The 22,002-nt window shown below is 54.1% G+C and carries 19 protein-coding genes and 2 pseudogenes; 5 read left to right on the top strand and 16 right to left on the bottom strand.

Going from position 1 to position 22,002, the window contains the following annotated elements; translation table 11 throughout:
• Window positions 1–11: 11 nt before the first annotated feature.
• Window positions 12–458 carry a peroxiredoxin gene (locus tag CKV94_RS02820; protein WP_035581312.1) on the bottom strand — a complete coding sequence of 149 codons (447 nt, stop codon included), beginning with the start codon at window positions 456–458 and terminating at the stop codon, window positions 12–14.
• A gap of 267 nt (window positions 459–725) precedes the next feature.
• On the opposite strand from CKV94_RS02820, the gene CKV94_RS02815 reads away from it, so the two are divergent.
• Window positions 726–1,277, top strand: a complete 552-nt coding sequence (locus CKV94_RS02815; RefSeq protein WP_003824964.1) for a nitroreductase family protein — start codon at window positions 726–728, stop codon at window positions 1,275–1,277.
• A gap of 308 nt (window positions 1,278–1,585) precedes the next feature.
• Here the strand turns inward: CKV94_RS02815 and CKV94_RS02810 are convergent, their stop codons facing one another.
• The 5 genes from CKV94_RS02810 to ligA all read right to left on the bottom strand — a co-directional run bounded on the left by CKV94_RS02810 (window position 1,586) and on the right by ligA (window position 7,583).
• A complete protein-coding gene (locus tag CKV94_RS02810) occupies window positions 1,586–1,888 on the bottom strand; it encodes an integration host factor subunit beta (RefSeq protein WP_003824966.1) in 303 nt (100 codons plus the stop codon).
• Between the two features lie 12 nt (window positions 1,889–1,900).
• Window positions 1,901–3,577, bottom strand: coding sequence for a 30S ribosomal protein S1 (rpsA, locus tag CKV94_RS02805; RefSeq protein ID WP_023887868.1), 1,677 nt, complete (start codon window positions 3,575–3,577; stop codon window positions 1,901–1,903).
• Window positions 3,578–3,741: 164 nt separating this feature from the next.
• A complete protein-coding gene (gene cmk, locus CKV94_RS02800) occupies window positions 3,742–4,395 on the bottom strand; it encodes a (d)CMP kinase (protein ID WP_035581315.1) in 654 nt (217 codons plus the stop codon).
• A gap of 220 nt (window positions 4,396–4,615) precedes the next feature.
• Complete coding sequence (locus tag CKV94_RS02795) at window positions 4,616–5,131, bottom strand: ClbS/DfsB family four-helix bundle protein (RefSeq protein WP_035581318.1); 516 nt, start codon at window positions 5,129–5,131, stop codon at window positions 4,616–4,618.
• A 115-nt stretch (window positions 5,132–5,246) separates the two neighbouring features.
• Window positions 5,247–7,583, bottom strand: a complete 2,337-nt coding sequence (gene ligA / locus CKV94_RS02790) for an NAD-dependent DNA ligase LigA (protein ID WP_003824974.1) — start codon at window positions 7,581–7,583, stop codon at window positions 5,247–5,249.
• Between the two features lie 135 nt (window positions 7,584–7,718).
• Between ligA and CKV94_RS02785 the strand changes: the two genes are divergently transcribed.
• From CKV94_RS02785 to CKV94_RS02770, 4 genes are all read left to right on the top strand, one after another.
• Window positions 7,719–8,168: a hypothetical protein gene (locus CKV94_RS02785; RefSeq protein ID WP_003824977.1), complete on the top strand. Its 450-nt coding sequence runs from the start codon at window positions 7,719–7,721 to the stop codon at window positions 8,166–8,168.
• 214 nt (window positions 8,169–8,382) lie between these two features.
• Window positions 8,383–8,904, top strand: coding sequence for a hypothetical protein (locus CKV94_RS02780; protein WP_050754466.1), 522 nt, complete (start codon window positions 8,383–8,385; stop codon window positions 8,902–8,904).
• Window positions 8,905–9,306: 402 nt separating this feature from the next.
• The gene (gene metE / locus CKV94_RS02775; protein ID WP_003824987.1) at window positions 9,307–11,601 is read left to right on the top strand and encodes a 5-methyltetrahydropteroyltriglutamate--homocysteine S-methyltransferase; all 2,295 of its coding nucleotides are present in this window, start codon (window positions 9,307–9,309) and stop codon (window positions 11,599–11,601) included.
• Window positions 11,602–11,857: 256 nt separating this feature from the next.
• Complete coding sequence (locus tag CKV94_RS02770; RefSeq protein WP_003824989.1) at window positions 11,858–12,733, top strand: prephenate dehydrogenase; 876 nt, start codon at window positions 11,858–11,860, stop codon at window positions 12,731–12,733.
• A gap of 566 nt (window positions 12,734–13,299) precedes the next feature.
• Here the strand turns inward: CKV94_RS02770 and rfbD are convergent.
• The 10 genes and pseudogenes from rfbD to CKV94_RS02720 form a co-directional block, all read right to left on the bottom strand.
• On the bottom strand, window positions 13,300–14,172 hold the full coding sequence (gene rfbD / locus CKV94_RS02765; RefSeq protein ID WP_003824992.1) for a dTDP-4-dehydrorhamnose reductase: 873 nt from the start codon (window positions 14,170–14,172) through the stop codon (window positions 13,300–13,302).
• A 23-nt stretch (window positions 14,173–14,195) separates the two neighbouring features.
• Window positions 14,196–14,738: pseudogene (gene rfbC, locus CKV94_RS02760) on the bottom strand (dTDP-4-dehydrorhamnose 3,5-epimerase).
• A 119-nt stretch (window positions 14,739–14,857) separates the two neighbouring features.
• Window positions 14,858–15,652 carry a glycosyltransferase family 25 protein gene (locus CKV94_RS02755; protein WP_003824997.1) on the bottom strand — a complete coding sequence of 265 codons (795 nt, stop codon included), beginning with the start codon at window positions 15,650–15,652 and terminating at the stop codon, window positions 14,858–14,860.
• Window positions 15,649–16,644: a capsular polysaccharide synthesis protein gene (locus CKV94_RS02750; protein WP_003824999.1), complete on the bottom strand. Its 996-nt coding sequence runs from the start codon at window positions 16,642–16,644 to the stop codon at window positions 15,649–15,651. The genes CKV94_RS02755 and CKV94_RS02750 overlap by 4 nt, the downstream gene beginning before the upstream one ends.
• 103 nt (window positions 16,645–16,747) lie before the next feature.
• The gene (rfbA, locus tag CKV94_RS02745) at window positions 16,748–17,614 is read right to left on the bottom strand and encodes a glucose-1-phosphate thymidylyltransferase RfbA (RefSeq protein ID WP_003825003.1); all 867 of its coding nucleotides are present in this window, start codon (window positions 17,612–17,614) and stop codon (window positions 16,748–16,750) included.
• Window positions 17,615–17,687: 73 nt separating this feature from the next.
• Window positions 17,688–18,059 (bottom strand): hypothetical protein, encoded by a 372-nt coding sequence (locus tag CKV94_RS02740; RefSeq protein WP_003825005.1) that lies wholly within the window; start codon window positions 18,057–18,059, stop codon window positions 17,688–17,690.
• A 12-nt stretch (window positions 18,060–18,071) separates the two neighbouring features.
• Window positions 18,072–19,145, bottom strand: a complete 1,074-nt coding sequence (gene rfbB / locus CKV94_RS02735; protein ID WP_003825006.1) for a dTDP-glucose 4,6-dehydratase — start codon at window positions 19,143–19,145, stop codon at window positions 18,072–18,074.
• Between the two features lie 92 nt (window positions 19,146–19,237).
• Window positions 19,238–19,660 (bottom strand): annotated as a pseudogene (locus CKV94_RS02730) (IS1595 family transposase); the annotation flags it as partial.
• 42 nt (window positions 19,661–19,702) lie between these two features.
• Entirely contained in the window at window positions 19,703–20,515 is an 813-nt protein-coding gene (locus CKV94_RS02725; protein ID WP_003825010.1) for a glycosyltransferase family 25 protein, read from the bottom strand.
• Between the two features lie 345 nt (window positions 20,516–20,860).
• On the bottom strand, window positions 20,861–21,760 hold the full coding sequence (locus CKV94_RS02720; protein WP_064088051.1) for a hypothetical protein: 900 nt from the start codon (window positions 21,758–21,760) through the stop codon (window positions 20,861–20,863).
• Between the last annotated feature and the right edge of the window lie 242 nt (window positions 21,761–22,002).

Raw genomic sequence — 22,002 nt, 5'->3', positions numbered from 1 at the left:
GCGGTGTTCCGCTAGGCCGTTTCGCGCAGCGCGTCGAGTACGGCTTGGGCGTGGCCGGCGGCTTTCACTTTGCGCCATTCGCGCGAGATGTTGCCTTGCGCATCCAAAACGAAGGTGCTGCGCTCGATGCCGAACACTTTTTTGCCATACATATTTTTCTCTTTGATGACATCAAACAGGCGGCACACGGTTTCATCTTTATCCGACAAGAGCGGCACTTCCAGCGCGTATTTGCACACGAATTTCTGGTGGCTGGCCACGCTGTCGCGCGATACGCCGGCTACCTGAAAACCGAGCGCCTGAAATTCGGGCAAAAGCGCGCTGAATTCCTGCGCTTCGGTGGTGCAGCCGGGCGTGCTGTCTTTGGGGTAGAAATACAGCACCAGCGGCAGGTGGTCGGCGGCGGCGAAATCGTTGCCGTTTTGGTCGGGCAGGGTGAAAAGGTAATTTGTGCTCATGTCGGCTCCTAAGGGGATGAAATCGGCTGGCATTATATAGTGGATTAAAATAAGAATGGGACAAGGCGGCGAGCCGCAGACAGTATGAGCAATACGGCAAGGCAAGCCAACGCGGTAGCATTCTTATTTTAATTCACTATAGCGTTAAACTGGGGCGGGCAACGGGGGGATGGTTGGGATTGGGTTGGAGCGGGTGTTTCAGGTAGCCTTAATGTGTGGTATAAGCACGGCGTTTTGTTTTCAACGCACACTTTAAGGATTAAACCCATGAACGCAATCGATTTGCTTACCACCCGCCGTTCGGTGCGCCACCTTGCCGAACCCGCGCCCAACGATGCCCAGCTGGAAATTATTTTGCAGGCCGCTACGCAAGTGCCTGACCACGGCAACCTCACGCCGTGGCATTTTGTGGTGGTGCAAAGCGAAGCCGGCCGGCAGGCATTCCGCCATATTTTGAAGCAGTGTGCCGAAGAAATCGGCGGCGAAGCGGCACGCAAGGCCGAAGTGGTGGGGCAGATGGCGCCGATGGTGATCGGCGTGGTGTCCAAGCCCAAGTTGGACTGCCCCAAGCCGAAGCCGGAGTGGGAGCAGCTGCTCAGCGCCGGCTGCGCCGCCTATGCCGCCCAACTGGCCGCTAAGGCGCAAGGCTTCGACAATGTGTGGATTACCGGCTTGTGGGTTAATACTGCCGCGCTGCGCGAAGCCTTCGGCTGCGGCGAACACGATAAAATCATCGGCCTGCTGATGATCGGCACGGCACAGAAAGAGGCCAGCGGCCCGAAAAATACGGATTTGAGCGAGTTGGTCAGCCGTTGGTAATGCGGTCGGTAAAAGGCTACCTGAAAGCATAAGCTTCAACACAGTTGAAACGGGCAATGCGAGTTGCTGCGAAGTTAAAAATTTCAGGTAGCCTTTTGCCAACTTGTTACTGGGAGTAGGTGGTTCCAACTTGTCGTTGAATTGCAGCTGAGGTGCGGGAAGCACAAGCTGCCTGTTATTTGGCTTGAATTTTGTTGCAGCTGAAATTTTCAGGTAGCCTTTATTGTGTAACGCTATCTGGATTGTCCCAACAACAAAAAGGCTACCTGAAAATTTCAGGTAGCCTTTTATTCAGCTGAATGCCAATCTTACTTGGCGGCTTGGTCTACGCGTTCGCGCAATTCCTTGCCGGCTTTGAAGTGCGGCACGTATTTTTCGGGCACGTTCACTTTTTCGCCGGTTTTCGGGTTACGGCCGATGCGTGCCGGACGATGGTTCAGGTCGAAACTGCCGAACCCGCGAATCTCGATACGCTGACCACGAGCCAGCGCACGGGTCATGGCATCCACCAAAACCTTCACGCTTTGCTCCACATCCTTAACAGCCAGGCGGGAATGCCCTTGAGCCAGGTACTTCTCGGCCAGATGGGCCATCAACTCTGATTTGGTCATTTTGCGCTATCCTTATTCGTTTTCGCCGCCCAGCTTGGCCTTGAGCAAGTCGCCCAGGCTGGTGGTGCCGGCGTGGCTGGCCGCTGCGTTTACGGTGTTGAGCGCTTCGCGGTTTTCTTTGGCAGTGCGGGCTTTTACCGACAGCTTGATATTGCGGTTTTTGCGGTCTACGGTAACGATGACGGCTTCCACCTCGTCGCCTTCTTTGAGCTTGGTGGTCAGGTCTTCCACGCGCTCGCTGTCGAACTCGGAAGCAGGCAGGTAGGCCACTACTTCGTCGGCCAGCTGCACTTCGGCGCCTTTGGCTTCAACAGATTTCACGGTACCTTTCACCAAGGCGCCTTTGTCGTTGATGCTGATGTAGCTGCCGAAGGGGTCGCCTTCGAGCTGTTTGATGCCCAAGCTGATGCGTTCTTTCTCTACATCGATAGACAATACAACGGCTTCCACATCTTCGCCTTTTTTGTATTTGCGCACAGCTTCTTCGCCGCTTTCGCTCCAAGAGAGGTCGGAGAGGTGTACCAGGCCGTCGATGTTGCCGGGCAGGCCCACGAAAATACCGAAATCGGTGATGGATTTAACCGCGCCGGTGAGTTTGTCGCCTTTGTTGAAGTTGGCAGCAAATTCTTCCCACGGATTGGCCTGGCATTGTTTCATGCCCAAGCTGATGCGGCGGCGGTCTTCGTCGATGTCCAGAATCATCACTTCTACTTCGTCGCCCAGCTGAACCACTTTGCTTGGGTGAACGTTTTTGTTGGTCCAGTCCATTTCGGAAACGTGTACCAAGCCTTCGATGCCCTGTTCGATTTCAACGAATGCGCCGTAGTCGGTGAGGTTGGTTACCTTGCCGAACAGACGGGTGCGGGCGGGGTAACGGCGAGCGAGGCCGCTCCAGGGGTCTTCGCCCAGCTGTTTCATGCCCAAAGATACGCGGCTGCGGTCTTGGTCGAATTTCAATACTTTGGCTTCTACTTCCTGACCCACTTCCAGCACTTCGCTGGGGTGTTTCACGCGGCGCCATGCCAAATCGGTGATGTGCAACAGGCCGTCGATACCGCCCAAGTCTACGAATGCGCCGTAGTCGGTGATGTTCTTCACGATACCTTTCACCACGGTGCCTTCCTGCAGGGTTTCCAGCAGAGCCTGACGCTCTTCGCCCAGGGTTTCTTCCAGCACGGCGCGGCGGGATACCACTACGTTGTTGCGTTTGCGATCCAGTTTGATCACTTTGAATTCAACTTCTTTGCCTTCAAAGTGAGAAGTGTCTTTCACCGGGCGCACGTCTACCAGAGAGCCTGGCAGGAAAGCGCGGATGCTGTTGATCATCACGGTGAGGCCGCCTTTGACCTTGCCGTTGATCACGCCGGAGAGGATCTCGCCGCTTTCCATGGCTTCTTCCAAAGCCAGCCAATCGGCAGCGCGTTTGGCTTTTTCGCGGGAGAGTTTGGTTTCGCCGAAGCCGTTTTCTACGGATTCGATGGTTACGGTAACGAAATCGCCGACTTTAACTTCCAGTTCGCCTTGGGCGTTTTTGAATTCGTTTAAATCAATCAGGGATTCGGATTTCAGGCCGGCGTTCACGATAACGTGTTTGTCGGTAATCGCCACCACTTCGGCGGTAATCACCTCGCCCTGATTCATTTCTTGTACGGCTGAGTATTCTTCCAGTAACTGGGCAAAATTTTCCATAAGGTTTTGTCTTTTCCACGCACGGCCAAGGAGTGCGGAGGGTTGGAGTTGATAGAAGCCTGCCACCCTTGGCATGGCAGGCGTGAGTTAAATCAATTGTTTATGCAACACAGCCGCGCCCAAGCGGAACGGATGCGCCGAAAACGCGGCATTATACAGTAACTTTATTTTTCCCGATACCAATCAAGCACTTTTTTTACTGATTCTTCAATCGTCAGCGCCGAAGTGTCGAGCAGATGGGCTTCAGGCAGCTTTTGCAGCGGCGCAACGGTGCGGTTGCGGTCGGCTTCGTCGCGTGCTTCGATATCGGCCAAAATGCGCTCGAAACCCGCGCCCGCAAGCGGTACGCCGATTTGTTTGGCACGGCGTTCGGCACGCACCTGCGGCGAAGCGGTGAGGAAAACCTTGAGCACGGCATCGGGGAATACCACCGAGCCCATATCGCGCCCGTCGGCCACCAGCCCCTGTTTGGTTAGAAACGCACGCTGCCGCTGCAACAAAGCCGTGCGCACCGCCGGCAGCGCCGCCACCCGTGATGCCCCCATGCCGATTTCTTCGCTGCGGATGGCGGCGGAAACATCTTCCCCGTCCAACAGCACCGCGCCCTCAACAAACTCCACCGGCAAAGCCTGCGCCAGCGCGGCCACCGCAGCTTCGTTATCCCAAGCGATTTGGCGGTTGCGCGCATAGAGCGCGGTGATGCGGTAGAGCGCGCCCGAATCCAGATAACGCCAGCCCAAGGCATCCGCCACCCGCTGCGCCACCGTGCCTTTACCCGATGCGCTCGGCCCGTCGATTGCGATTACTTTTTGCGGCATAGCTGTCTCCGAAAAAAACGCCATCTTACCTGAGATTGCCGATGAACGGGGCGGGGATGGCGCAGATAGGGGAGGTGTGGGGAGAAAAGGCTACCTGAAAATGGGGCGGCTAAATGGCAGGGAACAGGTTTTCAGGTAGCCTTTAAGACAGTTTTAGCAGGGTGCGGAACTTGTGCACATGGGTAGTATTTCTAATTAAGTGCGCCTCTACAGCATGTGTCTAGTCATGCAGATTCTGCTTTTTCCATTTGCGGATATGCGCTCGGAAGTTGGTAAACGGCGCAACCGTATTGATGTGCACCCATTTCCAGACCGGCCATTTTGCCTGGTTGTTTGCCCATCTGCGCTGGTTCGGCTCAAATAACTCCTGTTCGGACAGCGTTTCCAGCCATGTGCAGATTTGGGCAGCCTGCTCACGCAATCGGGCTTGAGCCTCTTGCAGCGAGAGGCTGCCGTATTGCCGGTAAAACTGCTGATACAGCCCGCCCAAATCGTTCCATTTGTAGCCTTCGGCGGGCGTATGAACGGTTTGGCCTGCCTGCTCGTCTCGCTCCCATTGCAACAGCAGGCCGGTCCAACCGAGTTGGTAGGCCAGATGTTCGGCCGGAGTTTTGCCGTCGGGTACGGCACGGCGGTGTTTGTCGGCTTCGGCAATATCGGCAAATTCAGCGAGGTATTTGTCTAGCGCAGTGTGGATGGCTGTAATCAGTTCGGCGGCGTTGGCGTAGGTTTTCATGGAGCTGTCTTTGTATTGATTTGCGTACATGCAATTTGGGTTATCACTTAGCCAAACCATTATGCGCCCAAGTGGGTTACAGATAAGGGAACAGGTTTTCAGGCAGCCTTTGAAGCTAGTTCCCCAGCATCCCCAGCAACTCTTCTTCGCTCAACACCGCCACGCCCAGTGCCTGCGCCTTTTCCAGTTTGCTGCCTGCGGCTTCGCCGGCCACCACGAAATCGGTTTTTTTGGACACGCTGCCGCTCACTTTGCCGCCGGCGGCTTCGATGAGGGCAGCGGCTTGGTCGCGTTTCAGGGTGGGCAGGGTGCCGGTTAGGACGAAGGTTTTGCCGGCGATTGGGTGGTTTTCGGGGTGCAGGCTGCCTGAAACGTTGTCTGTGCTGCTTTCAGGCAGCGCTTCGGTGAAGGCAGTGATTTCTTGCAGCAGGGCGGCGTGTGCAGGCTGCCTGCGCCAGTTTTGCCATTCTTGCGGCAGGGCTTGGTCGGTTTGCAGGGCGTGCAGGCTGCCTGCGAGTTGCCAGAGTTCGGCGGCGCGTTTTTCGCTGAGTTTGATGTTGGGCAGGCGTTGCAGCCATTGTTCGGGGGCGGCGTTGGCGCGGGTTTGCGGCGATGGAGCGGCGGCTTGCGGGGCGACGTGTTGCAATAGGTCGTCCAGCATTTTTTGCTGTGCAGGCTGCCTGAAATAGTGGGCGATGGCGTGGGCGACGACGCTGCCGATGTCGGGCAGGCAGGCGAGGATGGGTTCGGGGGCGCGGCGCACGGTGTCGAGGTTGCCGAACGCGGCGGCGAGTTGTTTGGCGGTGCTTTCGCCGACGTGGCGGATGCCGAGGGCGAACAGGAAGCGGGCGAGCGGCGGGGTGCGGCTTTGGGCGATGCTGTCCAAGATGTTTTGCGCCCATTTGGTGGCGGCGGATTTGCCGTCTTTGATGGTTTGCAGCTTGGCGATGTCCAGTCGATAAATATCGGCAAAGCTGTGCAATACGTCGGCGGCGACGAGGGCTTCGATTTGTTTGTCGCCTAGCCCGGCGATGTCCATGGCTTTGCGGCTGGCGAAGTGGATAAGCCCTTGTGCGCGCTGGGCTTGGCAGAGCATGCCGCCGGTGCAGCGGGCGACGGCTTCGCCTGCTTCGCGTTCGACGGCGCTGCCGCACACGGGGCAGGTTTCAGGCAGCCTGAACGGTTCGTGCAGCGGTTCCATTTGTTCGCCCAATAAATCAACGGGCTGCATCGGGCGGCGTTCCAACAGCACGCGCACCACTTCGGGAATCACGTCGCCCGCGCGGCGCACGACCACGGTGTCGCCCACGCGCACGTCTTTGCGTGCCACTTCGTCTTGGTTGTGCAGCGTGGCGTTGGTCACGGTAACGCCGCCCACGAACACGGGTGCCAGCCGCGCCACGGGGGTAACCGCGCCGGTGCGGCCGACCTGCACGTCAATCGCTTCCACGGTGGTGAGCGCTTCTTCGGCGGGGAATTTGTGCGCAATCGCCCAACGCGGCGCGCGCGACACGAAGCCGAGTTGTTGCTGTTCGGCCAACGAGTTCACTTTGACCACCATGCCGTCGATTTCATACGGCAGGCGGGGGCGGTGTTCGGCCAGCCGTTCGTATTCGCGCAACACGGCCGCCGCGCCGGTGTACGCGCCGAAATAGCCTTTGGGCAGCGAAAAGCCGATTTCGTGCAGCAGCGCGAGTTCTTCCATGTGGCTTTCAGGTAGCCTTTCCACGCCGGAAAGTTGGGCAATGCCGTACGCAAAAAAATGCAGTTTGCGCTGCGCGGTGATTTTGGAATCGAGCTGGCGCAGGCTGCCTGCGGCGGCGTTGCGCGGGTTGGCGAAGGGCTTTTGGCCGGCTTCGAGCTGGCGTTGGTTCAGCGCGGCAAAATCTGCTTTGAGCATCAGCACTTCGCCGCGCACTTCCAACAGTGCAGGCTGCTTTTCGCCGTGCAGCCGCAGCGGGATGTTGCGCACGGTTTTGATGTTTTCGGTCACGTTTTCGCCCGTGGTGCCGTCGCCGCGCGTGGCAGCCTGCACCAAAATCCCGTTTTGATACAACAGGCTGACGGCCAGCCCGTCAAATTTCGGCTCGGCGGCGTATTCCACCTGCGCCACGCCCAGTTCCTTGCACACGCGCTCGTCAAACGCCAAAAATTCGGCGTGGTCGAACGCGCCCGTTTCGTCGTCGCGCGGCGAAAACGCGTTGTTCAACGACAACATCGGCACGGCGTGCACCACGGTTTCAAAGCCGTCCAACACCGCGCCGCCCACCCGCTGCGTGGGGCTTTCGGGCAGCCTGAACTGCGGATGCTCGGCTTCCAGGGCTTCCAGCTCGCGGTAGAGCCGGTCGTATTCGGCATCGGGCACGCTGGGTGCGTCCAAAGTGTAGTATTCGTGGGCGTAGCGGTTGAGCGTTTGCACAAGGGTGCGGATGCGTTGTTGGGGGGTGGACATGGTGGCGGGTGGTGTGAGCAAAAAAGACGGCGCATATTATCACGCGCCCAAGGAGAAGAGGCTACCTGAAAGGAAGGAATAAAGGCTTTCAGGTAGCCTGTATAATACGCGGCATCTCTAAAGAAGGAGCCTGCCATGGCCGAACTAAACGACCATATCTACGAGCAAATCACCGCGCTGTGCGAACAAGGCGACGAGCTGGCCGAGGCGGAGCGCTATGCCGAAGCCATCGAGCGTTTTTGGCAGGCATGGGATTTGCTGCCCGAGCCGCAAACCGAATGGGAAGCCGCCACTTGGATACTGGCTGCGGTGGGCGACACCGAATTTTTGCGCGGCAGCCACGAAGCCGCCCGCGAAGCCCTCAGCCACGCCATGCACTGCCCAGATGCCATCGGCAACCCCTTTTTGCATTTGCGGCTCGGCCAGGCGCAATTTGAGTTGGGCAACTTCGAGCGCGCCGCCGACGAACTCATTCGCGCCTACGCGTTGGGCGAAGAGGAAATGTGGGCGGGCGAAGACCCGAAATACCTCGACTTCCTCGCTACTGTGTGCGAGGACATCGAAAACTACAGCCGTAAACATTGAGCCGCGTTGTTTTGCCATTTAAGGTTGGCTGAAAGCACAGCTTCAATGAAGTTAAAACGAGGCTTCCGAAGGAAGCTGAGTTTATGCGGAGCAGGCCGAGGCCGCAACGAATTGAAGCAAGCCGAGTTGCTGCATAGTTAAACTGTAAGCTATTGTTTCCAGATGGCCAGCAATTTTCAGGTAGCCTCTTACTCTATTGATTGATAAACCACCCATGCCCCTACGTTCCCGCCCGCTCACCCCCGCCGAAACCAAACTCGCCCGCAGCGTGTTTGGCAGCGGGTTGCGTTATGAACGCATCCGCCTGCACGGCGGCGCGTGGTGGCTGCCTACCCGCAATATTGCCGTTGCCCCCTTCGGCCATGTTTACTTTCCCGCCAACCGGTTCTGCCCCGATTTCGCCCAGCGACCCTTGATCGAACGCGCCTGGCTGGTGCACGAGCTGACGCATGTTTGGCAGCATCAAAATGGTTTTCCCGTTTGGTTTGGCGGCAGTTTGCTAGCCCTGCGTTTGGGCTACCTGAAAAACCGCGCCTACCGCCTGCCCATGCTCGATACTGTACCGCACTTAAACCGGCTCAATATGGAGCAACAGGCCGAAATCTTTGCCCTGTATTACCGCGCCGCCATTTGCCATGACCCCGCCGCCACCCCCTACCTGCCGCAGTTGCAACGCCTGTTGCAGCCGTTTTTTGCCAACCCGAAAAGCCGAGAACTGTGGCCGAAATGGCTTTGAAAGCCGGGCGTGGCCGTGTTTTAGCTGCGCAGAAACTCGTCTGCCTGTGGAAGCCTTGTTTCAGGTAGCCTTTGGAGCGTAATGGTAAGGCTGGCTGAGCCAACCCAGCTTAGACTTTTTTCTTCTATCCATTAAAAATTTATTTATAAAGACAGGGTGAGGTGGAAAGAAGAGAAGAACGCGGAATCTTAGAATTTTATTCAATAGTTTGAAAAATAATATTTTTCTTAAAATTAAATAAAACTAGTTTGGGCTGACTTTGCCGATTTCATTAATTTCATTCATACAAAGCAGCAAATTTATCGCTTGCAACTTGCCTCGTCCTGCCGCAAACTTGCCTCCTGAGAAATTTTACTTATTTCCTAAACATTTTCCATTTTGCAAACCATTGAAGGAGTTTTTATGAACACATTCCACCTCTCCGGCTATCCGCGCATCGGCGCGAAGCGCGAGCTGAAATTTGCCGTTGAAGCCTTTTGGAAAGGCGCGAAATCCGAAGCCGAATTGCAGCAGGTAGCGGTCGATATCCGCCGCGCTAACTGGGCCACCCAAAAAGCCGCCGGTGCCGATTTGCTGCCGGTGGGCGATTTTTCGTTTTACGACCATGTGCTGGATTTGCTCTGCACGCTGGGCGGCATCCCCTCCCGTTTCGGCTTTGATGCAGCCAAGCTGACTTTGCCGGAATACTTCCAGCTGGCACGCGGCAACGCCACCCAGTTTGCGATGGAAATGACCAAATGGTTCGACACCAACTACCACTTCATCGTGCCCGAATGGTCGGCCGACACCGAATTTAAGGTAAACGCCAAAAACCTGATTGCCCAAATCAAAGAAGCCAAAGCGCAAGGCCACGACATCAAGCCCACGCTGGTGGGCCCGGTTACGCTAGCTTGGTTGGGCAAGAAAAAAGAAGACTTCGGCTGTCGTGTAACCAAACTGCTGCTGCCCAAACTGTTGCCTGCCTATGCACAACTCTTGCGCGAACTGGCTGCCGAAGGCGTGGATTGGATTCAGATTGACGAGCCGATTTTGGCTGCCGAAGCTTCACAAGTGTGGCTGGACGCATTCGCCCCCGTGTATCAGGAATTGGCCAATACCGGCGTGCGCATCGTCATCGGCACTTATTTCGCCTCCGTGGCCGAACATCTGAACCTGCTGAAATCCCTGCCCGTACACGGCGTGCACATCGACTGCGTGCGCGCACCGGAGCAGCTCTCCGTATTTGCCGACGGCTGGCCGGACAACCGCGTGCTGTCTGTAGGCCTGATTGACGGCCGTAACGTGTGGCGCGCCAACCTGAACAAGGTAATCGACACGCTCGAGCCTGTAAAAGCCAAATTCGGCAACAACTTGTGGATTGCCCCCTCCTGCTCGCTGCTGCATAGCCCGCAAGATTTGGCCGTGGAAGAAAAACTGGACGGCGAAATCAAATCTTGGATGGCTTTTGCCGCACAGAAACTGGTGGAACTGGGCGTGGTGAAACAAGCGCTGGCACACGGCAAATCTGCCGTTCAGGCTGCCTTGGCCGAATCCGATGCCGCTGCCGCCGACCGCGCCACCAACAAGAAAATCCACAACGCAGCCGTACAAAAACGCGTGGCCGACCTGCCCAAAGGCGCCGACCAACGCAAATCACCGTTTGCCCAGCGCATTAAGGCACAGCAGGAATGGATGAAGCTGCCCGTTCTGCCCACCACCACCATCGGCTCCTTCCCGCAAACCACCGAAATCCGCCAAGCGCGCGCCGCGTTCAAGAAAGGCGAGCTCTCCGCCGCCGACTACGATGCCGCGATGAAGAAAGAAATCGCCTACTGCGTGGAAATCCAAGAGAAATTGGAATTGGATGTGCCCGTACACGGCGAAGCCGAGCGCAACGACATGGTGGAATACTTCGGCGAACAGCTGGCCGGCTACTGCTTCAGCCAGTTCGGCTGGGTGCAGAGCTACGGCAGCCGCTGCGTGAAACCGCCGATTATTTTCGGCGATGTATCCCGCCCCAATCCGATGACCGTTTATTGGTCTACCTACGCGCAAAGCCTCACCAAACGCCCGATGAAAGGCATGCTCACCGGCCCGGTAACCATGTTTAAATGGTCGTTTGTGCGCGACGACGTACCGCTGAGCGTGGTGGCCAAGCAAATCGCACTGGCGTTGAACGACGAAGTGCTGGATTTGGAAAAAGCAGGCATTAAGGTTATCCAGATCGACGAGCCCGCCATCCGCGAAGCCATGCCGCTGAAAAAAGCGCAGTGGGACGAATACCTGGCCTGGGCCTGCGAAGCCTTCCGCCTCTCCAGCACCGGCGCGGAAGACAGCACCCAAATCCACACCCATATGTGCTATTCCGAGTTCAACGACATCCTGCCCGCCATCGCCAGCATGGATGCAGACGTGATTACCATTGAAACTTCACGTTCCGACATGGAATTGCTCACCGCGTTCGGCGACTTCAAATACCCGAACGACATCGGCCCCGGCGTGTACGACATCCACAGCCCGCGCGTGCCCACCGAAGCCGAAGTGGAACGCCTGCTGCGCAAAGCGATGGAAGTGGTGCCGGTAGAGCGCCTGTGGGTCAACCCCGACTGCGGCCTGAAAACCCGCGGCTGGAAAGAAACCTTGGAACAGCTTGAAGTGATGATGGCGGTTACCAAGAAACTGCGTAAAGAGTTGGCGGATAAAAACGTTACCCGCTAAACGCTGAGGCAGTTGGAATGAGTAAAGGCTACCTGAAATTTTCAGGTAGCCTTTTTGTTTGTGTAGGTGTCAGGTAGCCTTTGGTGCCGTTTGAGTTTCGTCAAAGCTATACTTTAGCTTTGCGGCAACTCGTCTTTCTGCGGAAACCTCGTTTCAGGTAGCCTTTGGTATGCGGAGTAAGAAACTGCCCTATTGCCGGGCAGGCTTTGCGGCTAGAATATTTACCTGTGATTAGCGAATGGGAAAAGGACGAACAATGGCTTTGTTGCGGCGGATGGTGGTGGTTGGGGTTGGCCTGATTGGCGGCTCGCTGGCTTTGGATGTGAAGCGGCTGGGGCTGGCGGATTGTGTGGCGGGCGTGGATACGGATGTGGCCAATCTGCGGCAGGCGCTGGATTTGGGCGTGGTGGATAAAGGCTTTGCTTCGCTTGGGCAGGCCATATCGGCCGATACGGATTGGGTGCTGCTGGCTACGCCGGTGGGTGCGGTGGGGCGGATTTGCGCGGAATTGGCGCCGCTCTTGCCGGCGGGGTGTGTGGTGAGCGATGTGGGCAGCACCAAACAGTCGGCACTGGCGGCGTTTGCGCGGTATTTGCCTGCTGCATGGCCGCGCTGTGTGGCGGCACACCCGATTGCGGGCACGGAACGTTCGGGCGCGGCGGCGGCACAGGCCGGGCTGTTTGCAGGCAAACGGCTGATTATTTGCCCGCACGAGGGGCAGGATGCGGCGGCGCTGGCGCGGGTGGCAGCCTTGTGGCAGGCAATGGGCGCGCGGGTGGAACACATGGATGCGGCGGCGCACGATGCGGCGTTTGCGGCGGTATCGCACCTGCCGCAGCTCTTGGCCTATGCCTATATGCGGCAGGTGGCGCATGCGCCGGAGGCGGAGGCATGGCTGCGGTTGGCGGGCAGCGGTTTCCGCGATTTTTCCCGCTTGGCGGCCAGCGAACCGGCGATGTGGGCGGACATTGCGCTGACCAACCGCGACAACCTGCTGGCTTTATTGGACGGACAACAGCAACAGCTGGCACGGCTGCGCGAATGTTTGGCACAGGAAGACGGAGCGGGCTTGCGGGAGATATTTGCCGAGGCGAGCACGGCGCGGCATGAGTGGGAAAAGGGAAGAGGGTAGAGAATTTCAGGTAGCCTTTTGAGGCTACCTGAAAGTTTTTGGATGAGTGGCAACGGTGGTTAAACTTCGTTGAAGCAGCAGTAGGTTGTGTTTTTGAGTCCGACCTACGGCTTTTCAGGGGGCGTGTAGTGTGTGTGCGGAACGCACGCACGGATTATCTAAACTCAAACGGTGGTGTGCGTGCCTGCGGCACACACCCTACAGCCGCTTAGTGCGTAGCTTGGATTGGGAAAGCTAATGGTTCACTTGATTTGTTGGGTTATGCCTGTGGCTAACCCAACCTTGTTTCGTTTTAACTTCGTTGAAGCTGCGCTTTCAGGTAGCCTTTTGAGGCTACCTGAAGGTTTTTTGATGATTGGGAAAGACGTATAGTGGATTAACAAAAATCAGGACAAGGCGGCGAGCCGCAGACAGTACACACGTTACGGCAAGGCGAGCCAACGCCGTACTGGTTTTTGTTAATTCACTATATTAGCTTTAATGTATGAGTTTGCTAAACGATTTCAGGTAGCCTGCGGGGGAGGAGGCTACCTGAAAGTTTGCGTGGTTAGAGCTGTCAACAGGCCCTAGAGATAGTCGGCCAGATTGCCCAATGCGCTTTGCCAATCGCTGGGTGTGATGCCGAAGGCGGTGTGGATTTTGCTGCAATCGAGGCGAGAGTCAGCGGGGCGGCGGGCAGGGGTGGGGTAGTCGGCGGTGGTGATGGCGCGCAGTTCGGGCGAGCGGAGCAGGATGCCTTGTTCGGCGGCGCGGCGGAAGATTTCGGCGGCAAAGCCGTGCCAGGTGGTGTAGGGGCTACCTGAAAAGTGGTAGAGGCCGTAGGGGCAGTTTTCGGTTTGGGTGCGCCCGGCGATGTACAGCAGGGAAGCGGCGATGTGGCCGGCATAGGTGGGGGCGCCGCTTTGGTCGGCCACGACGCCTAGGCTGTCGCGTTCGCGGCCGAGGCGGAGCATGGTTTTCACGAAGTTGTGGCCGTGTTCGCCGAACACCCAGGCGGTGCGCAGGATGATGTGGCGCGGGCAGTCGGCCTGCACGGCTTGTTCGCCGACCAGTTTGCTTCGGCCGTATATGGTTTGGGGATCGGGAGTGTCGGTTTCGAGGTAGGGGCGTTCGGTGCGGCCGTTGAAAACGTAGTCGGTGGAAATATGCAGGATGGCGGCGCCTACGGCGTGGGCGGCGCGGGCGAGGTTGTCGGCACCTTCGGCGTTGGCGGCATAGGCGGCGGCCGGTTCGCTTTCGGCTTTGTCTACGGCGGTGTAGGCAGCGGCGTTGATGATCACGGCGGGCTGTTCGCGCTCGACGGTTTGCAATACGGCGGCACGGTTGGCGATGTCGAGTTCGCTGCGGTCGTAAGCGGCTACCTGAAAATTGTGGGCGGCGGCCTGCTGGATGAGGGCTTGGCCAACTTGGCCGTGGTGGCCGGTGATGAGGAGTTTCATGGGGCTACCTGAAATTTGGATGTTTAATCAAACAATACGGCTTGGTTCAGCAGTTTGCCGGCGAGGTCTTTGGGCGAGAGCTTGGGCTCGCCTTGCAGCGGCCATTCGATGCCGACTGCGGGGTCATTCCACAGCAGGGAGTGCTCGGCTTTGGGGTTGTAGTAGTCGGTGCATTTGTAAACGAATTCGGCCTCTTCACTCAATACATAGAAGCCGTGGGCGAAGCCTTCGGGCACCCAGAGCTGGTGTTTGTTTTCGGCGGAGAGGATGGCGCCGGCCCATTGGCCGAAGGTGGGGGAGCTGCGGCGCAGGTCGATGGCCACGTCGAACACTTCGCCGGCAATCACGCGCACGAGTTTGCCTTGGGTGTTTTCGGTTTGGTAGTGCAGGCCGCGCAAGACGGCTTGGCCGGATTTGGAGTGGTTTCCCTGCACGAAGGTACGCGGGGCGATGTGTTCGCGAAACTAGTTGTCGCGGAAGGTTTCCATAAAGAAGCCACGTTCGTCGCCGTGGACTTGGGGCTGTTCGGTGTCGCCTTTTTCGCAGTAGCGGCTGTCTACAAACATTTCCATGCTGTCGATAAAGGCTTGTTTGCATTCGGCCGGGCTCATGGGGCTGACGAAGGAGATATCGGCTCGGGCGAATTGGACAGTGAGCAGGAGGATGAGGAGGGTGTGGAGCTTGGTCATGATTTCATGCCTAGGTAGTTCATGCCGATATGTTTCAGGTAGCCTTTGATGCTGCGGATGATGACGCTGCTGGTTTTCGGCTGGAGGAAGCCTGCTTTTTCTTGGCGGATGGTGCTGTCGAATTTTTCTAGCGCTTCGAGTACGAAGGCGGGGCGGCTGTGCAGGATGCGCAGGCCGTGGTGTTGTTCGAAGTAGAGCCAGTCGTCGGCTGTGGCGCAAGGGGATTGTGTCGCCCGGCACAATTTTTCCGCGCCTTCACGGCTGATGATGTAGGCAACGGTGCCGCAGCCGTATTGTTCCCATGGGGTGCCGAAATAGATGGTGTTGCCGTCTGTATTCATTTTGGCACGATGCTTGATGGGGATGCGACGGTAGTAGTAGGGGAGTTGGTGTGGCAGGGTTTTGACATAACCTAATATCAGGATGTCGAACGGATATTGGGCGGATAGGGCTTTCAGGTAGCCTTCATTTAATAAGGGCTGAGGATTGCGGATAAATTCGGCATCGTCTTCCAAAACCAGGGCGTAGGGGTGCTGTTGGCGGACAATGTGGGCATAAACCTGATGATGGCTGAGGGCACAGCCTAATTCGCCTCGGGTGAGCCAGCGTTGTTTTTTGGTTTTTTTATGCAGTAGCCGGGATGAGAGGCATTCGATATCGGATTGGCTGGCTTGGCGCATATCCACGGCATCGATAAATGTAGCCTCAATGCCCACCCGTGCACATTCCTGCCGCATGTGTTCGCGTCGGTCTTGCTGGTTGGCAAGGGAAATAATGTAAGCTGGAATCATGATGTGGGATCAAAGAGTTGTTTCAAGTGTGCGCCGAAGGTGCCGGGTTGGAAGCTTAAACGGCGGTCGAGTTTGTGCACAGGGGTTTGTGCAGTGATTTCGGCGAAAGCTTCGGCGTTGTAGGGTTGTTCTAATTTGGCCAGGAGCAGATGAGGCAGGGTGTCGTCTACAGGTTCGCCGGCTTGGCCTGGCAGATGGTTGCGCACTAGTTCATTGAACATGATTTGAAAGAAGAAGTAGTGCGGTATGTGGTTTTGGGTTTGCCAAAAATTCAACATCACATCAAGGCAGGTGTGAATCAGTAAGTTGCCGGGTTGGGCGGCGATAATGCAGTTGTTTACCTGAACGGGGTGATCGGGCGACCAATTGAATACATCGGCGTTGAAGCTCTGCCAAAAGTCCTGATGGGCAGCTGTTGGAGAGCGTTGGTACATAAAGAAATCTGTTTGTGCCCATTCTTTTGGGAGTGGGGCGGTGAGCAGTATAGAGGCATCCAGCCAAACGCCGCCGTAAATATCCAATAATGCCAAACGTAACAGATCGGCAAAAAAAGCGGGTTTGAACGCTGGATGTTGGCGTTTGGCTTGAACGAAATCAGGCAGATCCAAATAATTGTGCAGAGTTTGGTCGTCTAGCCGAATAAGTTGGTAGTTGCCGAGATTTTGTTCAACTGAGCGGAAACACAGGCGCACCATTTCGGGCAGTTGCTCTGGTTCGAGACCTTGTCCCCAGTATTGCCAGATGATTTTTTGCCCGCGCAAATCTTGCTTGGCTTGAAGATTAAAACGGGGCAACTGTCCTTGGAAGTAGGCTTGCAGGAAAGGCCGCCATAATTCGGCTGTATGATACATCTGCTTCCGGCTGGCGTATGCGTTGATTTTATTGCGCAGGGGTTTGGGGATGAGACCGCGGTAGAAGATTTTCCACGGCCTTTGGTTGAGGCGCAGCAGCGGGGTGGCGGTGGAGGCGAAATGATCGGCGGGAAACGGCATGGGCTGGTGTTCCTAGGCTACCTGAAAACGGTACGTGCTATTTTACACTATCGAAATGGTAGGTGGCTGCAATGGGGTTGGCTGAGTTTTCAGGTAGCCTGAACTATTTTTTGAGCAGCCGCAGCAGGTATTGGCCGTATTGGTTTTTGGCCATGAGTTTGGCCAAATCGGCCAATTGCTCATTGGAAAGCCAGCCGTTGCGCCAGGCGATTTCTTCGAGGCAGGCTACCTGAAGGGCTTGTACGTTTTGGATGGTGCGCACAAATGAGGCGGCTTCGTGCAGGCTTTCGTGTGTGCCGGTATCGAGCCAGGCAAAGCCGCGGCCGAGCAGTTGCACGGAAAGGTTGCCGTCTTCGAGATAGAGTTGGTTGAGGTCGGAGATTTCGAGCTCGCCGCGTGCGGATGGCTTGATTCGTTTGGCGAATTCGACCACGCGTTTGTCGTAGAAATAGAGGCCGGTTACCGCCCAGTTGGATTTGGGTTGTGCGGGTTTTTCTTCAATAGATAGGGCTTTGAGGTGCTGGTCGAATTCGACTACGCCAAAGCGCTCGGGGTCTTTCACTTGGTAGGCGAATACCGTAGCGCCGTGGGTTTGGGCGGCGGCTTGCTGCAGGGTTTGGGTGAAGGATTGGCCATAGAAGATGTTGTCGCCCAATACCAGGCAGACGTTGTCGCTACCGATAAATTCTTCGCCGATGATGAAAGCTTGGGCAAGGCCGTCTGGGCTGGGTTGTACGGCGTATTGCAGACGGATGCCGAAGTCGCTGCCGTTGCCAAGCAGGCGGTGGAAGGCGGCGTTATCTTCGGGGGTGGTGATGATGAGGATGTCGCGGATGCCGGCGAGCATTAACACCGATAGGGGGTAGTAAATCATCGGCTTGTCGTATACGGGCATGAGCTGTTTGGCTGCACCGCGTGTGATGGGGTACAGCCGTGAGCCACTGCCGCCGGCGAGGATAATGCCTTTCATACGGTTGCCTTCCTGTAGCAGAGGGCTACCTGAAAACAAATGTTTCAGGTAGCCTTTTTATGGTTTGCTGTGCCTATTCCGCGCCCAGCAGTTTGCCGTTGTAGCGGCCGAAGAATTCGCTGATTTCGAAGAATACTTCTTTGCGATCACCATGAGGGCCGACTACGCTGATGCGGTCGTAAATGCCGTTTTGGCCTTGAATCAGGGCTTGGCCGACTTTGCGGTAGCCGGGCATGTTTTGGGCAATCCAGCGGTTTTCGGCAGCAATGCCGCGCGGGGTGTCGTTTTCGTGGATAACCACGGCGTGCTCTTGGCTGCTGCCGTCGGCGCGTTGCTGATGGGCGGCAGCGGGTGCGCGGTGGGGGCGGGTTTTGGCTTCCACACTGCCGGATAGAGCGAGGCCGAGGGCAAGGAAGCTGAGCAGTATGCTATTCCGGATGCTCATAGGTTCTCCGAATTATGGGGTTGATAAGTGGCCAAGCCGCTCTAAACGGTAGCGGCCATCGAGGATGCGTTGCCACCAAATTTTGTTATCCAAGTACCACTGTACGGTTTTGCGCATACCGGATTCAAAGGTTTCCTGTGGCTGCCAGCCTAGCTCGTGGCCGATTTTGGTGGCATCGATGGCATAGCGCAGGTCGTGGCCTGGCCGATCGGGCACAAAGGTAATCAGGTCGGCATAACGCGACACGCCAACGGGTTTTTCGGGGGCAAGTTCCTCTAGTAGGGTACAGATGGTTTGTACCACTTCAAGATTGTTTTTTTCGTTGTGGCCGCCGATATTGTAGCTCTCGCCGATTTTGCCTTGGGTAATGACTTGATACAGCGCGCGGGCATGATCTTCCACGAAAAGCCAATCGCGGATTTGTTGTCCGTTGCCGTAAACAGGCAATGGTTTGCCGGCAAGGGCATTCAGAATCATCAGCGGAATAAGTTTTTCGGGGAAATGGTATGGGCCGTAGTTGTTGGAGCAGTTGGTAATGATGGTGGGCAGGCCGTAGGTGCGTAGCCAGGCGCGCACAAGATGGTCGCTGGAGGCTTTGCTGGCGGAATAAGGGCTGGACGGAGCATAGGGCATGGTTTCGGTAAATAAATCACTGGTGCCATGCAAGTCGCCATACACCTCATCGGTGGAGATATGATGAAAACGGAATACCGAGCGGCGGTTTTCAGGTAGCCCAAGCCAATAGGTACGGGCAGCTTCCAGCAGGTTAAAGGTGCCAACAATATTGGTTTGGATAAACTCACCAGCGCTGTCTATGCTCCTATCCACATGGCTTTCCGCCGCCAGGTGCATCACACAGTCTGGCTGGTGTTGGGCAAATACGCGGTCGAGCTCGGCGCGGTTGCAAATATCCACTTGCTCGAAGGTATAGCGGGGGCTACCTGAAACTTCTGCCAAGGATTCAAGGTTGCCCGCGTAGGTGAGCTTGTCGAGATTGATAACAGAATCTCGAGTGTGGCGGATGATGTGGCGGATAACTGCCGAGCCGATAAAGCCGGCGCCACCGGTAAGGAGGATATTTATCAATTCTTGATAATAATTAAAGTAGGTTTAATAATTAAAGTAGAGGCTATACTGGATTAGCTCTAAATTTTACACCACTCCCACAGGATTTTAAGTTACTGGGACGGTGTCCCAAAGTTAAATTGAAACTCGAAGTTTTTCAAGAATCGAGGGAAAGATTTGCAGTCGATTCCGTTATATATTTGAGAAAGACGTGTTTTGACTGATTCCAGAAATTCTCCATGCCGTTAATGTGGTTCTGGCGGTCTGAAAACGTTTTGGAATGGTTGATGCAGTGATGAGTAAAACCGCTCACATCTAGGTTATCGTAGCTGCTCAGACTATCTGTATATAACGATGTTGTCAGGCATGATTTTCTTCTTGATAGCAGACAATAAGGTTTCAGGCTTAGCATTATCCACCACAATTGTGTGCCCCCGTCCTTGCCGTTTCAGGATACCGAATATCACCACGTTACCTGCTACACAACGACTGCATTTACCTTTGTGGCGTTCACCGAAATAGCTGTCGTCTAACTCGGCACCTAGCATAGCTACTACGCTATGTTAGCCTCATAATTTCTATTTAAAAGGAATAACTTGATAGGGAATTCTACGGTTTATATGGCGTAATATTTGTTTTTTGAGTCGTGTAATCTCGCGTTTAATTTTTTGAGGGAGTTTCCTTTTAGATATATGAGGATTTTTTTTACTACGCTCAACTTCAATTTGACTGCCCAAGCTACTCTCCTGTGGATGGAGAATAGCCTCTTGGATGCAAATAGCAGGATTTAGTTGGTACACATTAATTTTAGTATGAGGAATAAGGTGCTCAAACATTAAAACATCAATTGGAGTAAAATCATCAAGGTGAGTGTTGCGAAGATAGCTGAGTAGCCATTTGATAGCTGCTTGTGAAATGATGTAGCCGCCCGTTCCATGATGAGGGCTACATAACTTATAGATTTGATGATTATGATAACTGTTCCGTGGCATTGACTTAATTTGACATGGTTCGTAAACGGTTTCTAAGCGAATAATAAAGGGTTCATTAATAGGGAAAAACTCTTGTAGCCAAGAGTCATTAGTCAGAAATTTATTAGCTTGTTCTCCTAGCCAAATATCATCCTCAAAAATGCCAATATACGGAAGATTTTGGTCTAAACAATGCTGCCATAAACTTATATGGCTCATAAAGCATCCTTTTTCACCTAAACTGAGATAATCAACTTCAGAAAACAAAGGTAATAATCGCGTGGTAGCGGAGTTCAATTGTTCGCTTGAGCTGATGGCATCAAAGAAAGAGAAGGGAATACTTTTAGAGTTAAATTGACTAAAAATATGTTGGCGACGAGTATGGGAAGTAGCTAAACTAATAATATAATTTTCTAGCATAATAATTTATGAGGCTATCCTATATAATCAAGATAAATTCTATTCTGCTAATTGTTCTAAAGTGGAAATCTGGATATTTATCTCACTGTTAGTAAAGCACTACCCACATCTCTTTAAATACAGCTCAAGAAGCTTTGTTGGAATACCATTAAACTTGTGCAAATGATGTTTTGCTTTTCGGTAAAGTGAATGCTGTGGTTGATGTGTAAATAGCTGAAGCCACTAGTATCAAGTTTTATAGCAGCCTGTACATTATATTTGTGGTTAAAAAAATTCAATGGGTAGAGATTTTTACTACCTACGCTACCAGCCATTTATGAGGAAGTGACAGTTCCATGATGCTTTTTATGGTAGCAGCTGGTTGCCCTGCAAATTAAAGTTATTGAAAGAGCGCAGAATAAATTCTTCATCCAGCATTTCATCAGCAACACGGTCTTGCATATTGTGCTCTCGAAAATATTTTTGAAAATCAAAATCCTGCATTAACATCCATTCTGTTGGGTTAAAGCTACGTTGATTCTTTATATGAGGGAAATGCCAGTTGGTAAGAGGGGCTAAAATGCGTTTTCTTTCCTTCTTGGGTAGGTGTAGAACTTCATATGCACTAAATTGATCATTTATCCAGCCGCGCCAGAATTCAAAGTGAATATTTCTATTATAGATAATCCAACTATCCCCGCCTTCGGCGAAGGGGCGGGCTTTATGTATATAGCATTTTCCGTCATGGCAGTGAAGATTAATTCTGTTTAAAATTACACAGTCTTTCTTTCTAATGGGCAGCTTGCACAATTCAATTGTTTTTGTTGTGTGCCAAATATGGTCTCCATCTACTTTGATTATCCACTTGTTCTTTGGCAATTTGCCCCAAACAAAATTATAGTAATTATCCAGTCTTGTATTTAAATCCAAGCAATCCTCTTTATATCGGATATCATTACCAGGGATTACGTCGTACGGATATTCTACCGAGGTAAATTGTGGGTGTTTTTCGCAAAATGCCAAAATGTACTCTTTAGTGCCATCTGTGCAACTGTTAAAACCGATTACTCCGCCTTCAACAACAGGTAAAATACTTTTCAAGCAGGCATCAATGGTTTTAATTTCATTATGTACACGGATGAATGCATAAGGCCGGATGGGTTTTCGCCAAGCATATAATTTTTGCAAGGTTTCTGTAATATAGAGGCGGTGGCGTGTGTTTGTATAAAAACATATCCAACGGAATAATAAAGAAAATAGAGACATTTCTACTCCTTGTTTGGAAGATTTTTAAGTTTGTTAGCTATTTATTAAATGCTGTTTAAAATACAGGAAATAGTTTTTCTACTTCGTGATAAGAGCTAATAGTGAAGTAAAAATCTCCCTTGTTCGTGATGTTGGGGATTAGAAATAGTCTTTGATAAATCTGCTATAGTTCCCTTCATCGTAGAGTAATAAAGGATGAAGCGCTTGCTCCAATCGTTGAAGCCGGTTTCGTCTATACTAGG

Origin of the sequence: Eikenella corrodens, assembly GCF_900187105.1 — a bacterium.
GTDB lineage: Bacteria > Pseudomonadota > Gammaproteobacteria > Burkholderiales > Neisseriaceae > Eikenella > Eikenella corrodens.
This window is presented reverse-complemented; position numbering and strand designations above follow the sequence as displayed.